General features: G+C 62.6%; 13 protein-coding genes, 1 other RNA gene and 1 pseudogene. 12 read left to right on the forward strand and 3 right to left on the reverse strand.

The annotated features are described in order from the left end of the window. The first annotated feature begins 180 nt into the window (after window positions 1-180). Window positions 181-1,386 carry a multidrug effflux MFS transporter gene (locus NKK50_RS02060; RefSeq protein WP_023667417.1) on the forward strand — a complete coding sequence of 402 codons (1,206 nt, stop codon included), beginning with the start codon at window positions 181-183 and terminating at the stop codon, window positions 1,384-1,386. 212 nt (window positions 1,387-1,598) lie between these two features. On the opposite strand, the gene ssrA is transcribed toward NKK50_RS02060, so the two are convergent. After that, window positions 1,599-1,957, reverse strand: a transfer-messenger RNA (tmRNA) gene (gene ssrA / locus NKK50_RS02065). Between the two features lie 168 nt (window positions 1,958-2,125). On the opposite strand from ssrA, the gene NKK50_RS02070 reads away from it, so the two are divergent. Next, window positions 2,126-2,437, forward strand: coding sequence for a DUF2853 family protein (locus NKK50_RS02070; RefSeq protein WP_023668323.1), 312 nt, complete (start codon window positions 2,126-2,128; stop codon window positions 2,435-2,437). A gap of 341 nt (window positions 2,438-2,778) precedes the next feature. Further along, window positions 2,779-3,573, forward strand: coding sequence for a thymidylate synthase (locus tag NKK50_RS02075; RefSeq protein ID WP_352499732.1), 795 nt, complete (start codon window positions 2,779-2,781; stop codon window positions 3,571-3,573). Between the two features lie 28 nt (window positions 3,574-3,601). On the opposite strand, the pseudogene NKK50_RS02080 reads toward NKK50_RS02075, so the two are convergent. After that, a pseudogene (locus NKK50_RS02080) lies at window positions 3,602-3,799 on the reverse strand (TOBE domain-containing protein). A gap of 159 nt (window positions 3,800-3,958) precedes the next feature. On the opposite strand from NKK50_RS02080, the gene modA reads away from it, so the two are divergent. The 4 genes from modA to NKK50_RS02100 all read left to right on the forward strand — a co-directional run bounded on the left by modA (window position 3,959) and on the right by NKK50_RS02100 (window position 6,993). Next, the gene (gene modA / locus NKK50_RS02085) at window positions 3,959-4,753 is read left to right on the forward strand and encodes a molybdate ABC transporter substrate-binding protein (protein ID WP_155923552.1); all 795 of its coding nucleotides are present in this window, start codon (window positions 3,959-3,961) and stop codon (window positions 4,751-4,753) included. A 15-nt stretch (window positions 4,754-4,768) separates the two neighbouring features. Continuing rightward, window positions 4,769-5,473 carry a molybdate ABC transporter permease subunit gene (gene modB / locus NKK50_RS02090; RefSeq protein ID WP_023667413.1) on the forward strand — a complete coding sequence of 235 codons (705 nt, stop codon included), beginning with the start codon at window positions 4,769-4,771 and terminating at the stop codon, window positions 5,471-5,473. Continuing rightward, window positions 5,470-6,582, forward strand: coding sequence for a molybdenum ABC transporter ATP-binding protein (gene modC, locus NKK50_RS02095; protein WP_023668327.1), 1,113 nt, complete (start codon window positions 5,470-5,472; stop codon window positions 6,580-6,582). Before modB ends, modC begins: the two co-directional genes overlap by 4 nt. Before the next feature lie 69 nt (window positions 6,583-6,651). Then, a complete protein-coding gene (locus tag NKK50_RS02100) occupies window positions 6,652-6,993 on the forward strand; it encodes a winged helix-turn-helix domain-containing protein (RefSeq protein ID WP_023682094.1) in 342 nt (113 codons plus the stop codon). Between the two features lie 202 nt (window positions 6,994-7,195). On the opposite strand, the gene cobF is transcribed toward NKK50_RS02100, so the two are convergent. Continuing rightward, on the reverse strand, window positions 7,196-7,969 hold the full coding sequence (gene cobF, locus NKK50_RS02105; RefSeq protein WP_023682093.1) for a precorrin-6A synthase (deacetylating): 774 nt from the start codon (window positions 7,967-7,969) through the stop codon (window positions 7,196-7,198). Window positions 7,970-8,116: 147 nt separating this feature from the next. Between cobF and NKK50_RS02110 the strand changes: the two genes are divergently transcribed. From NKK50_RS02110 to NKK50_RS02130, 5 genes are all read left to right on the forward strand, one after another. Next, complete coding sequence (locus NKK50_RS02110; RefSeq protein ID WP_023682092.1) at window positions 8,117-9,133, forward strand: DUF4424 domain-containing protein; 1,017 nt, start codon at window positions 8,117-8,119, stop codon at window positions 9,131-9,133. Further along, entirely contained in the window at window positions 9,133-9,651 is a 519-nt protein-coding gene (locus tag NKK50_RS02115) for a dihydrofolate reductase (RefSeq protein ID WP_352543052.1), read from the forward strand. The genes NKK50_RS02110 and NKK50_RS02115 overlap by 1 nt, the downstream gene beginning before the upstream one ends. 145 nt (window positions 9,652-9,796) lie before the next feature. Further along, complete coding sequence (hflK, locus tag NKK50_RS02120) at window positions 9,797-10,906, forward strand: FtsH protease activity modulator HflK (RefSeq protein ID WP_023682090.1); 1,110 nt, start codon at window positions 9,797-9,799, stop codon at window positions 10,904-10,906. Further along, window positions 10,906-11,862: a protease modulator HflC gene (hflC, locus tag NKK50_RS02125; protein WP_352499733.1), complete on the forward strand. Its 957-nt coding sequence runs from the start codon at window positions 10,906-10,908 to the stop codon at window positions 11,860-11,862. Before hflK ends, hflC begins: the two co-directional genes overlap by 1 nt. Before the next feature lie 4 nt (window positions 11,863-11,866). After that, window positions 11,867-12,052 carry a DUF2065 domain-containing protein gene (locus NKK50_RS02130; RefSeq protein ID WP_023668333.1) on the forward strand — a complete coding sequence of 62 codons (186 nt, stop codon included), beginning with the start codon at window positions 11,867-11,869 and terminating at the stop codon, window positions 12,050-12,052. Window positions 12,053-12,143: the final 91 nt, after the last annotated feature.

Raw genomic sequence — 12,143 nt, forward strand, 5'->3', positions numbered from 1 at the left:
TATATAGAGGTGATTGACGAATTAGACAAGGCTGTCTAAATTTGTGGACACAATAAATGGGAATTCGCTCCGTAGAGACGAATAATCTCGCTCTGAGCCGTCGGATTTCAACGGGATGGAACGTCCTAGGGTTAGTCGTCGCGTTGGCGGCGCCAACCAGACTTGAAAGAAGCCTTTATCATGAGTCCCAAATTCCTCCGCATCGCGGTCGTGCTCGGCCTGTTGTCCGCTATCGGCCCCTTCGCCATCGACATGTATCTGCCGGCGTTGCCTTCGATCGGCGAGGATCTGCATGCCGGCACCGCCGCCGTTCAGATGAGCCTTTTGATCTTCTTCCTGTCGATGGGCTTCGGCCAGATCGTCGTCGGACCGATCTCCGACATGGTCGGCCGCAAGCTGCCGCTTTACGGCGGCCTTGCGCTGTTCATGGTCGGCGGTATCGGTTCGGCCATGAGCCCGACCATCGAATGGCTGATCGCCTTCCGCTTTCTGCAGGGACTGGGCGCCAGCGCCGGCATGGCGGTGCCGCGCGCCATCGTGCGCGACCTGCACACCGGCACCGAAGCCGCCAAGCTGATGTCGCTGCTGATGCTGGTGTTTTCGGTGTCGCCGATCCTGGCGCCGCTGACCGGCAGCCAGATAATCGAGAATTTCGGCTGGCGCGCCGTATTCTGGACGGTGACGGGCGCGGCCCTGCTGGCCACCATTCTGCTGGCGACCTCGCTGAAGGAGACGCGGCCGGCGGAAGAACGCGTCGGTTCCTCCTTCGGAACCGCACTCGCCGGCTATCGCTTCCTCATGGGTGACCGCAATTTCCTCGGCCTGGTGGCGATCGCCGGCTTCGGCATCGCCAGCTTCTTCGTCTACCTCTCGAGTTCGTCCTTCATTCTGATCGACCATTACGGGCTGTCGCCTTCCGTCTACAGCGTGTTCTTCTCGATCAATGCGGTCGCCTTCATCGGCATGTCGCAGCTGACGGGACTGCTGTCGGAGCGCTTCGGGCTGAAGCGCGTCGTCTGGGTGGCGGTGACCGGCTATGCCACGACGATGGTGGTGCTGTTCGCAGTCATGGCGACCGGCGTCGACCGGCTCGATGTGATGGCGGCACTGCTGTTCGTCGGCTACGGCTTCCTCGGCCTGGTCATCCCGACGACGTCGGTGCTGGCCATGGAAGAGCATGGCGAGATCGCCGGCACGGCCTCGGCGCTGATGGGCACCCTGCACTTCGCCATCGGTGCGCTGGCGATGGGCGTCGCCGGCATCTTCTTCGACGGCACCCCGCTGCCCATGGTGGCCGGCATCACGCTCTGCGCGGTGATCTCGTTCACGCTGGCCAAACTGACGCTTGGCCGCTCGCGCGAAGCCGTTGAAGCGCCGGCCGAGTAAGCTGACCGCAATCGACCGGAAAGGCCGGGTCATCCCGGCCTTTTTCACGTCTGGGGTAATCCGGCCCCGGCCAGAACCACGGCCTTCGACCGACGCCAGCGGCAAATTGCACCAGCTCATGGCTCAATTTGGTGTAGGCTTCGCGGCCCATCGTCATGCGAAATCCGGCCAGCGGCAGCCGGCATTGAGCGTACGATATCGAGGAGGGGAGAAGTGGAGGTTTCTGTTGCCAGGTACCTCCGAACCCCGCCTAGAAGTGCGAACCTCTAGGGCTTGATTTGAAGCTATCGCACCGCTTACGCGGCGAGACGTGCTTCCGCATAGTTGTCATTTGCAACTACAGGTTTAGCCCGATGACGGTGGTACCATGCCGGGCAAAAGTACGATCTTTACACCTTCGTCGATCCTATTTCGCCCCCAGCAACAGCCGCTCTGATCACAGAACGGTTCTTGGTGGAGGCGCCGGGTACCGCCCCCGGGTCCGAACGGCTTATTACATCGCCCATTTATCGCCATAGTCGGTCAAGCCGACAAAACGAATATAGGGGGCGGGCGCACAAAATGAAAGGCCGCAATGACACTTCTTGGCCGCACCAAACTGCGGCGCCGAGGGTTGACTCGCGGGCGGTCTCAACCGAAGCTTTGCGATGGTGAGGAGTATCGACCGAGCGCACAAGTTGCGGCAGCGCGCCACAGCCCTCATCGATCGGATCCCGTGGCGCCGACATGGGGAAATTTGATGGCCGATTATCTCGCAGACGTGAAGAAATACGACGCCGCCGCAAATGCCGATGTGGTTGCCAAGATTGTGAAACATCTGGGCATCGCGCTGCGCAACCGCGATTCCTCGCTGGTATCCTGCACCGACCCCAAGGAATTGGAGCGCGTCAAGACCAACTGGGTTGCCAAGAAACTTGGCGTGACCGACGGGGCGAAAGCCGACTCAGCGATCGAGAAGACCTGCAAGGCGTTGGCCGCCGACAGCTCCAAGAGCCGCGTGACTTTCTACTATCTGGTCGCCAAGGATCTGGGCAAGCTCGGCTCTTTGTAGAGATTATTGCCGATAGGCAGAGCGCGCGTTTGATTTTGCTCCTCACCGGAGGTCAGCACCGCCCCTCATTGCCCTGCCGGGCATTTCTCCCCGTATAGTGACGGGGAGAAAGGGCTGACCGCAGCCTTGGCTCTCTCTCTCGAACGCTTGTGATTGGCGAAACCGCTGATCACAGCGCCCCTCTCCCCGTCCCTATACGGGGAGAGGATGCCGGCAGGCAGGTGAGGGGCAACGCTAACCCTTGAAGAGTGATGGGGCAAGCCGCGTTCTGGTCCTTTTGCTGTGTTCGGCCGGCGGCCAGTCGGTTATGATGGCGGTAACCCCGAATCGAGGCGAAGCCGATGCGCCAGTATCTCGACCTTTTGCAGCATGTGCTGGACAATGGCGCCGACCGTGGCGACCGCACGGGCACCGGCACGCGTGGGGTGTTCGGGTACCAGATGCGCTTCGACCTGTCGCGCGGCTTTCCCGTCACCACCACCAAGAAGCTGCATCTGAAGTCGATCATCCATGAACTCCTGTGGTTCCTGGCCGGCGACACCAACATCAAATACCTTAGAGATCATGGCGTTTCGATCTGGGACGAATGGGCCGACGAGAATGGCGATCTCGGCCCGGTCTATGGCAAGCAGTGGCGCTCCTCGCCGGATGGCCATGGCGGGTCGATCGACCAGATTGCCAATGTTCTGAAGGAGATACGCAGGAATCCGAATTCACGCCGGCTGATCGTTTCGGCGTGGAACCCGGCCGAAGTGGAGGCGATGGCGCTGCCGCCCTGCCACTGCCTGTTCCAGTTCTACGTCTCGGACGGCAAGCTGTCCTGCCAGCTCTACCAGCGCTCGGCCGACATTTTTCTCGGGGTACCCTTCAACATCGCTTCCTACGCGCTGCTGACCCTGATGGTGGCGCAGGTGACCGGGCTAAAGCCCGGCGAGTTCGTCCATACGCTGGGCGATGCGCATCTCTATTCCAACCATTTCGAGCAGGCGCGCGAGCAATTGCGTCGCACGCCCAAGGCGCTGCCGACGCTGTGGATCAATCCGGAGGTGAAGGACCTGTTCGCCTTCCGCTTCGAGGATTTCCGGCTGGAAAACTATTTTGCCGACGCGTCGATCAAGGCGCCGATCGCGGTCTGATCCGTCCACCGTCAATCAATTCCGACCCTCAATCGATGTCGACCATGACGTCGGTTGCCTTGATCATGGCATAGGCTGCTTGCCTTTTTCGAGCTTGAGATCGGCAACGGCCTCGTTGGTGATCGAAGCGTGACGACGGAGCCGGCGACATCACCGCGGACAGGCGAGGTGCTTTGACGATCTCGACGATCGTTCCCTTGAGGATGTTGCGGGCGCTGATCTTCATCGGAGTTCCTTTCCGGGTTTCGGTGCACGTCCAAACCAGAACAATCGATGCCGAACATACGCTTTCGCAGGAGGCGGCCTTCCCTTGTTATATTCATCCAGATATATCGGTCGGCAGGAGTCGAGCCAGCAGATTTCAAGCCCAGGGAGAGTTTTCATGTTGGGGCACAAAGGTTTTGGTATGAGGGCAATCGCGATTGGCGGCTTTGCCGTAGCTCTGATGGCCGCGATGCCGGCGGCTCACGCGGGAGACAAGGTGATCGTGTTTGCCGCAGCCAGCCTCAAGGACGGGCTCGACGCCGTCACCAAGGCCTGCGAAGCCGATGTCGGTGAAGCGGCGACCGTCTCCTACGCCGCGAGCTCGGCGCTGGCCAAGCAGATCGAAAGCGGGGCGCCCGCCGATGTGTTCATTTCGGCCGATCTCGACTGGATGAAGTACCTCTCCGACAAGAGACTGACCAAGCCGGAAACCGAGGTGAAACTGCTCGGCAACCAGATCGTGCTGGTGGCGCCACAGGATTCCAAGGTCGAGACCAGGATCGAGAAAGGCTTCGACCTCGCCAAGCTGATCAGCGACGGCAAGCTCGCCATGGGCGACGTCAAGGCGGTGCCGGCCGGCAAGTATGGCAAGGCGGCACTTGAATCGCTCGGCGTCTGGTCGTCGGTCGAAGGCAAGGTGGCGCAGGCCGAGAATGTGCGCGCCGCGCTGAAGCTGGTTTCAACGGGCGAGGCCGCGCTCGGCATCGTCTATGCCACCGACGCGCATGCCGACAAGGGAGTCAAGGTGGTCGGCACCTTCCCGGAGGATTCGCACCCGCCGATCATCTATCCGGTTGCCCAGACCACCGATTCGAAGGACAAGGATACCCCGGCTTTCCTGAAGTGCCTGCAGTCCGCCAAGGCGGTGGAGCTGTTTAGGGATCAGGGTTTCACCGTGCTCACGCCGAGCAATTAAGGTAGCGGCTGACGCATGAACTGGCTGCTGGACCTCACTCCCGACGAATGGAATGCGGTCCGGCTGTCGATCAAGGTGGCGACGGTGGCGATGCTGTTCAGCCTGCCGCCGGGCATCTTGATGGCGCTTTTGCTGGCCCGCGGAAAATTCTGGGGCAAGACGCTGCTCAACGGTGTGGTTCACCTGCCGTTGATCCTGCCGCCGGTGGTGACAGGTTATCTCTTGCTGCTTACCTTCGGCCGGCGCGGGCCGGCGGGAGCGTTCCTGGCCGAGCATTTCGGCATCGTCTTCTCGTTTCGCTGGACCGGCGCCGCACTGGCCTGCGGTATCATGGGCTTTCCCCTGATGGTGCGGGCGATCCGGCTGTCGATCGAGGCGGTCGACCGCAAAATGGAGGCAGCGGCGGGAACGCTCGGCGCCAACCCGATTTGGGTCTTCGCCACCATCACGCTGCCGCTGATCCTGCCCGGGCTGATCGCCGGCTCGATCCTGTCCTTCGCCAAGGCGATGGGCGAGTTCGGCGCCACCATCACCTTCGTCTCCAACATTCCCAACGAGACGCAGACGCTGCCTTCGGCGATCTACACCTTCACGCAGGTGCCTGGCGGCGATGACGGGGCGCTCAGGCTGACGCTGATCTCCATCGTCATCTCGATGGCCGCATTGGTCGCCTCGGAAGTGCTGGCGCGGCGCGTCGGCCGGCGGATGGACATCGAATGAGCGTGCTGGTGGACATCAGCCATCGGCTCGGCGGTTTCGCCGTCGACGCGCGTTTCGAAAGCGCCGGGCGGCTGACGGCGCTGTTCGGGCCATCGGGCTCCGGCAAGACGACGCTGATCAACGTGATCGCCGGCCTGATCCGGCCGACCAAGGGCCGTATCGCGGTCGACGGCTGTGTGCTGGTCGACACCGATGCCGGCATTTTCGTGCCGAAGCACAAGCGCCGGATCGGCATGGTGTTCCAGGACGCGCGGCTGTTTCCGCATATGAGCGTGGCCGGCAATCTGCGCTATGGCCGCTGGTTCACGCCACCGGCGGAGCGCTATGCGGATATCGACGCGGTCGTCGAACTGCTCGGCATCGGTCCTCTGCTCGACCGGCGACCGGCAAAGCTCTCGGGCGGCGAGAAGCAGCGCGTGGCGATCGGCCGGGCGCTGCTTGCCAGCCCGAAACTGCTGTTGATGGACGAGCCGCTGGCCTCGCTCGACGATGCGCGCAAAGCCGAGATCCTGCCCTATATCGAGCGGCTGCGCGACGAGACCAAGCTGCCCATCGTATATGTCAGCCACTCCGTCGCCGAGGTGGCGCGGCTGGCCAGCGACGTGGTGGTGATGGCGCAAGGCAAGGTCGCTGCCTCAGGCCCGACCGGCGCGATCATGCAACGGCTCGAATTGCTGCCGGCGGAGGAACGCGGCGAGGGCGGCGCGGTTCTCGACACCAAGGTGCTGCGCCATGATGAGATCTTCGGGATGACCGTGCTCGGCTCGGCGGCGGGCGAAATCCGGGTGCCGCAATTGGCGGTCTCGGTCGGCGCGCCTGTGCGCATCCGAATCCGCGCCCGCGACGTGATGATAGCCACCGAACAGCCGAAAGGTCTCAGTGCGCTCAACATCCTGCCGGGCGCCATCGTCGCAATCGGCTCGGGCGAGGGGCCGACGGTCGAAATCGGCATCGACTGCAATGGCGCAACCGTGCTTGCGCGCATTACCGAACAATCCAGGCAGGTACTGAACCTTCAACTCGGCGGCAAGGTGTTCGCGGTGATCAAGACGGTCAGTTTCGACCGTGCCAACACCGGCGCCGGCCTGCCGGCCGAAGCGGATGGCTGATAGCCGCTATATCGTTTTGGAATAGCGCTATGGGTCGAGAGGGGCTAGTGTGACTGTGGAGGACAAGAGATGCCGTCGCTGAGCCTGCGGATAAATCTCGATCCGGACGGGCGCATAGGTCCGGGCAAGATCGAATTGCTGGAGCAGATCGACACTTTCGGCTCGATCTCGGCTGCGGCACGCGGCATGGAGATGTCCTACAAGCACGCCTGGGATCTGGTGGAAGATATGAACCGTGTGTTCGGCAAGCCACTGGTCGCGGCGCAGACCGGCGGCAAAAAGGGCGGCGGCGCACAGCTGACCTCAGTTGGCCTTGCAGTTGTCAGCCGTTTTCGCGCTATCGAGCGCGCTGCGGCGGCAGCGGCGGCCACGCATATGGACGCCTTGCAGGCGGAGATTGATGCTGGGTGAGGGTTGAAGCTTGCGATCCGTCACACCCCCCTCTGTCCTGCCGGACATCTCCCCCGCAAGGGGGGAGATCAGCTAGCCCGTAGACGGGCGCTAATCTGTTAGGCGATTGGCGAAATCCTCCGTGACGGCCAATCTCCCCACTAGAGGGGGAGATGTCCGGCAGGACAGAGGGGGGCGCGAAGGAACTCGACCTTTGAGCGCGCTATTCCTCGGGCTCTCCTGCTTTACGCAGCAGATAGGTGTCCATGATCCAGCCCTTTCTTTTCCGGGCTTCTTCTCTCGTCCTCTCAATCTCCTCGCCGACATCACCCAGGCGACCGGAAACGATGATCTCGTCCGGTGTGCCGAGATAGGCGCCCCAATGGATGATCAGATCCTTGTCTGCCAGCGTGTTGAAGGCGCATTTGCCGTCGAGCATGACCACGGCGCTGCCGGCATTGTGCGGCATGCCTTGTTCGGCGAGGCGGCGGCCGGTGGTGATCAGCACGGGGTCGCCGATGCGGTTCAGCGCCATCTTGTGGCCGGCGGCTAGCGCCTGGACGGCGGTGATGCCGGGAATGACCTCCAGTTCGAATGCGACATTGCCCCTCAGTCGTACGCGCGCGAGGATGCGCAGCGCGCTGTCATAGAGCGAGGGGTCGCCCCAGATCAGGAAGGCGCCGCAGCCGTCCTCGGCAAGGTCGTCGCGGACCAGGCTCTCATAAATCTGGGCGATGGCCTCGTGCCAGTCATCGACGGTCGAGCGATAGGAAGGCGCCGGCTCGGCGCGCACCGGCACGTCGAACTCGACGCGGCGCGATTTCGGATTGCTGACGAAACGGTCGCAGATATGGCGGCGCAATTCGGCAAGGTCGTTCTTCTTCGCCCCCTTGTCGGGGATAAACAGGACGTCCGCCCGGTTTAGGCCTGATATGGCCTGCACGGTCATATGGTCGGGATTGCCGGCGCCGATGCCGATGACGAGAAGCTTGCGCATGACGCGAACTCCTGCCCGATCGAAACCTGTTAGTCCAGACCGCCGATTGGCGTGTCCAGACACTGTGGCGTCCTGCTGGGAGACGGAAGGCTTTGAAACGCCACATTGAAACGGCTAGGGTCGCGGCATTCTTGGCGAGGGGCTTCGATGTTGCAATATGTTCTGTCCGTAGCGCTGGCGCTTTTAGCTGTGCCCGCGCTGGCCAATGATACGACCGCCGAACTCGGCACAGGTGGCCTGATCCTGTCGCGTAGCGACGCGGTGTCGATGCAAAGCGAGGACCTCTATATCTCGCCGGAAAAGATCACGGTCGACTACGTCTTCCACAACAACACCGACAAGGATGTAAATGCCATCGTCGCTTTTCCGCTGCCGGACATCGAAGGCAATCCGGAGGAAATGCCGGCCATCCCGGAAAACCAGAGCGACAATTTCCTTGGCTTCGAGGTGACGATCGACGGAGCGCCGGCAAAGCCGCAGCTCGAGCAGAAAGTGTTTGCTGTCGGCATCGATATCGGCGCCGATCTGAAGGCGCAGAACGTGCCGTTCAATCCGTTCGGCGATGCGGCCAAGGCGGCCCTGGCGAAGCTGCCGAAAACGGTCGCCGAGGATTGGGAAAACCGCGGCATCATCATCGAGGATACGGGCAGCGACGGTACCGAGGCGAACAAGGTCTATACGCCGTGGTGGCAGTTGCGCTCGACCTATTGGTGGCGCGCGATATTTCCGGCCAACAAGGATGTCCACGTCTCGCACCGCTACAAACCGAGCGTCGGCGGCACGTCATCGGTGAGTTTCTTCTATGACGGCAAGTTCACCGAGGGCAGCCAGTACACGAACTACAAGACCCGCTACTGCATGGACGACAGCTTCGAGAATGCGGTGCGGCAGGCCGCCAAGGCCGACGGTTATCCGCATTTTTACGAGAACCGCATTGCCTATATCCTGACCACCGGCGGCAACTGGGCCAATGGCAGCATCGGCAAGTTCAAGCTGACCGTCGACAAGGGCAACCCGAAAGCGCTGATCTCGTTTTGCGGCGGCAATGTCAAGAAGGTTGGGCCGACGACCTTCGAGACGAAGGCGCAGGATTTCTATCCCGAGCACAACATCGACATATTGCTTTTGGAGCCGTCGGATGACGGCGCCGGGGAAGCCAACTGATGGACGTCGCAATCTATGTCGCCATTGCTCAGAACGGCGTCATCGGGCGCGACGGCGGCTTGCCGTGGCGGCTGTCCACCGATCTCAAGCGCTTCAAGGCCGATACGATGGGCAAGCCCGTCATCATGGGCCGCAAGACTTATGAAGGCATCGGCCGGCCGCTGCCGGGCCGATTGAACATCGTGGTGACCCGCGACAAGGCCTGGCGCGCCGAGGGCATCGAGATGGCGCACTCGCTGGAAGCCGCGATCCAGCTGGCCACGGTGCGCGGGCGTTGCATGGCCGGCGTCGACGAAATCTGCGTCATCGGTGGCGGCGAGATCTATGCGCAGGCGCTACCGCTGGCAGACCGGCTGCACGTCACCCATGTGCTGGCGACGGTCGATGGCGACGCGCATTTTCCCGACATAGATCCGGATTTGTGGCGCCTTGTCAGCGCTCAGGACGTTCCGGCCGGTGAAAAGGACAGCCATGCGACGCGCTATTCGGTTTACGAGCGACGCCGCGGCGTGCATTGAGACGATAAAAGGGTCGCGAACGTCCAAAACGGACATGCTCGGCAGCGGATCGCGTTGAAAGCGCATCGCTGCGTCCCTATAGAAGAACAACTGGATTTTGCGCCGCAACGTCGGCGCTGAGGGAATCCCAAGCGAAAGGACATTCATGCCCTGGAACGACAAGAGCGGCGGCGGCGGCCCATGGGGCGGCGGCGGCAACAATCAGGGACCCTGGGGGCAGGGACCGAAGGGGCCTAGCGGCCCGCCGGGGTCACCTCCCGATCTCGAAGACATCATCCGCCGCGGCCAGGACCGGCTGCGGCGCGCGCTGCCCGGTGGTGGCGGCGCCAGCCCGGCCGTCTTTGCGCTGATCGCAGCGGCTCTGATCGTGCTGTGGGCGTTCAAGGCGGTCTACACCGTGCAGCCGGACGAGGTTGCGGTCGAGCTGCGCTTCGGCAAGCCGAAGGCGGAGCTGTCGCAGCCAGGTCTGCATTTCCATTGGTGGCCCGTCGAAACCGTCGAGACGGCCAACATCGCCGAACAACTCGTCGATATCGGTGGTGGCGGCGCGACGAGCGGCAACTCGTCGGGGCTGATGCTTACCGGCGACCAGAACATCGTCAACGTCCAGTTTTCGGTGGCCTACCAGGTCTCCGATCCCCGGGCCTATCTGTTCGACGTCTCCGACCCAGAAGGCATGCTGCAGCAGGTCGCAGAGAGCGCCATGCGCGAAGCGGTCGGCCGGCGACCGGCCCAGGACATCTTCCGCGACGACCGTCAGGGCATCGCCGCGTCGGTGCGTGAAATCATCCAGACGACGCTGGACGGCTACAAGGCCGGCCTGAATGTCAACGCGGTTTCGATCGAGGACGCGGCGCCGCCGCGTGAAGTGGCCGACGCGTTCGACGAAGTGCAGCGCGCCGAGCAGGACGAAGACAAGTTCGTCGAGCAGGCCAACCAGTATTCCAACCAGAAGCTTGGCCAGGCGCGTGGCGCCGCGGCGCAGATCCGCGAGGACGCGGCAGCCTACAAGAACCGTGTCGTCCAGGAAGCCGAAGGTGAGGCGCAGCGCTTCATCTCGGTCTATGACGAATACGCCAAGGCGCCCGATGTTACGCGCCGGCGGCTTTATCTGGAAACGATGGAGAAGGTGCTGAAGGATTCCAACAAGGTGATCGTCGAACAGGGCAATGGGCAAGGGGTCGTTCCCTATCTGCCGCTGCCGGCACTGCAACCGAAGGCGCCGCCGCCTGCGACCACGGGAGGAGCCCAGTGATGGCCAATCGTCATCCCATCATCGCGGTCATCGCGGCCGTGCTTCTGTTCCTGCTCTACTCCTCGGTCTTCGTGGTCAACGCGCGCCAGCAGGCGCTCGTGCTGCGGTTCGGCGAGATCGTCGACGTCAAGAATGAACCCGGCATCTATTTCAAGGCGCCTTTCGCCTTCTTCGACGCCGACAGCGTGCAGTTGATCGAAAACAGGGTGCTGCGCTTCGATCTCGACAACATCCGCGTCCAGGTTTCGGGCGGCAAGTTCTACGAGGTCGACGCTTTCATCGCGTACCGCATCTCGGATCCGCGCGTGTTCCGCTCAGCCGTGTCCGGTCAGATCACACTGGCCGAAGCACGACTGAGGACGCGTCTCGATGCGGCGCTGCGCCGTGTCTACGGTCTGCGCGACTTCGAGGCGGCGCTTTCGGAAGAGCGGGCCGTGATGATGCGCGAAGTGCGCGATCAGCTTCGGCCCGACGCCACCTCGCTCGGCCTGCAGATCGAGGATGTGCGCATCCGCCGAACCGATCTGACGGCCGAGGTTTCGCAGCAGACCTTCGACCGCATGAAGGCCGAACGTTTGGCCGAGGCCGAACGGCTGAGGGCACGCGGCAAAGAGGCCGCGCAGCGCATCACCGCCCGCGCCGACCGCGAAGTGGTGGAAATCGTCGCCGAAGCGCGCAAGGAATCGGAAATCCTGCGTGGTGAAGGTGAAGCCCAGCGCAGCGCGACCTTTGCCGACGCCTACAAACGCGATCCGGCGTTCTTCGACTTCTACCGGTCGATGAATGCCTATGGCACGGCGCTGGACAACTCCGGGACGACGATGGTGCTGTCGCCGAACTCGGAGTTCTTCCGCTTCTTCCGCAATCCGGACGGGACGGACGCGAAGCCGGCGGCGCCTGCGGCTCCGGCGACGGCACCTGCCGCGCCGGCTGCACAACCTGCACCCGCCCAGTAGGGCGGTGCAGGATTTCCTTGCGGCCATAGGCCTGGTCCTCGTTGTCGAGGGCCTGGTCTATGGCGGCTTTCCCGGCCTTGCCAAACGTCTTGCCGGCGAAGTGCTGTCGACGCCGGAAATTGCGCTGCGCATCGTCGGGCTGGTGGCGATCGCCATCGGCGTCGGCATCGTCTGGTTGGTGCGTGGCTGAAGACCGCTGATCTGCAATTCCAGGAAAGTGTGAGCGGTTTTCCGTCCGGAATTGCGTAAAAGCAAAGGGATTGAACGGTTCGCCGTTTCCG

It is taken from the genome of Mesorhizobium sp. M0001, from assembly GCF_040324255.1.
GTDB lineage: Bacteria > Pseudomonadota > Alphaproteobacteria > Rhizobiales > Rhizobiaceae > Mesorhizobium.

Bases quoted from the DNA above. Each gene is read 5' to 3' on its own strand.
- NKK50_RS02060 (WP_023667417.1), top strand. From the start codon at position 181: ATGAGTCCCAAATTCCTCCGCATCGCGGTCGTGCTCGGCCTGTTGTCC.
- NKK50_RS02070 (WP_023668323.1), top strand. From the start codon at position 2,126: ATGGCCGATTATCTCGCAGACGTGAAGAAATACGACGCCGCCGCAAAT.
- NKK50_RS02075 (WP_352499732.1), top strand. From the start codon at position 2,779: ATGCGCCAGTATCTCGACCTTTTGCAGCATGTGCTGGACAATGGCGCC.
- modB (WP_023667413.1), top strand. From the start codon at position 4,769: ATGAACTGGCTGCTGGACCTCACTCCCGACGAATGGAATGCGGTCCGG.
- modC (WP_023668327.1), top strand. From the start codon at position 5,470: ATGAGCGTGCTGGTGGACATCAGCCATCGGCTCGGCGGTTTCGCCGTC.
- NKK50_RS02100 (WP_023682094.1), top strand. From the start codon at position 6,652: ATGCCGTCGCTGAGCCTGCGGATAAATCTCGATCCGGACGGGCGCATA.
- cobF (WP_023682093.1), bottom strand. From the start codon at position 7,969: ATGCGCAAGCTTCTCGTCATCGGCATCGGCGCCGGCAATCCCGACCAT.
- NKK50_RS02110 (WP_023682092.1), top strand. From the start codon at position 8,117: ATGTTGCAATATGTTCTGTCCGTAGCGCTGGCGCTTTTAGCTGTGCCC.
- NKK50_RS02115 (WP_352543052.1), top strand. From the start codon at position 9,133: ATGGACGTCGCAATCTATGTCGCCATTGCTCAGAACGGCGTCATCGGG.
- hflK (WP_023682090.1), top strand. From the start codon at position 9,797: ATGCCCTGGAACGACAAGAGCGGCGGCGGCGGCCCATGGGGCGGCGGC.
- hflC (WP_352499733.1), top strand. From the start codon at position 10,906: ATGGCCAATCGTCATCCCATCATCGCGGTCATCGCGGCCGTGCTTCTG.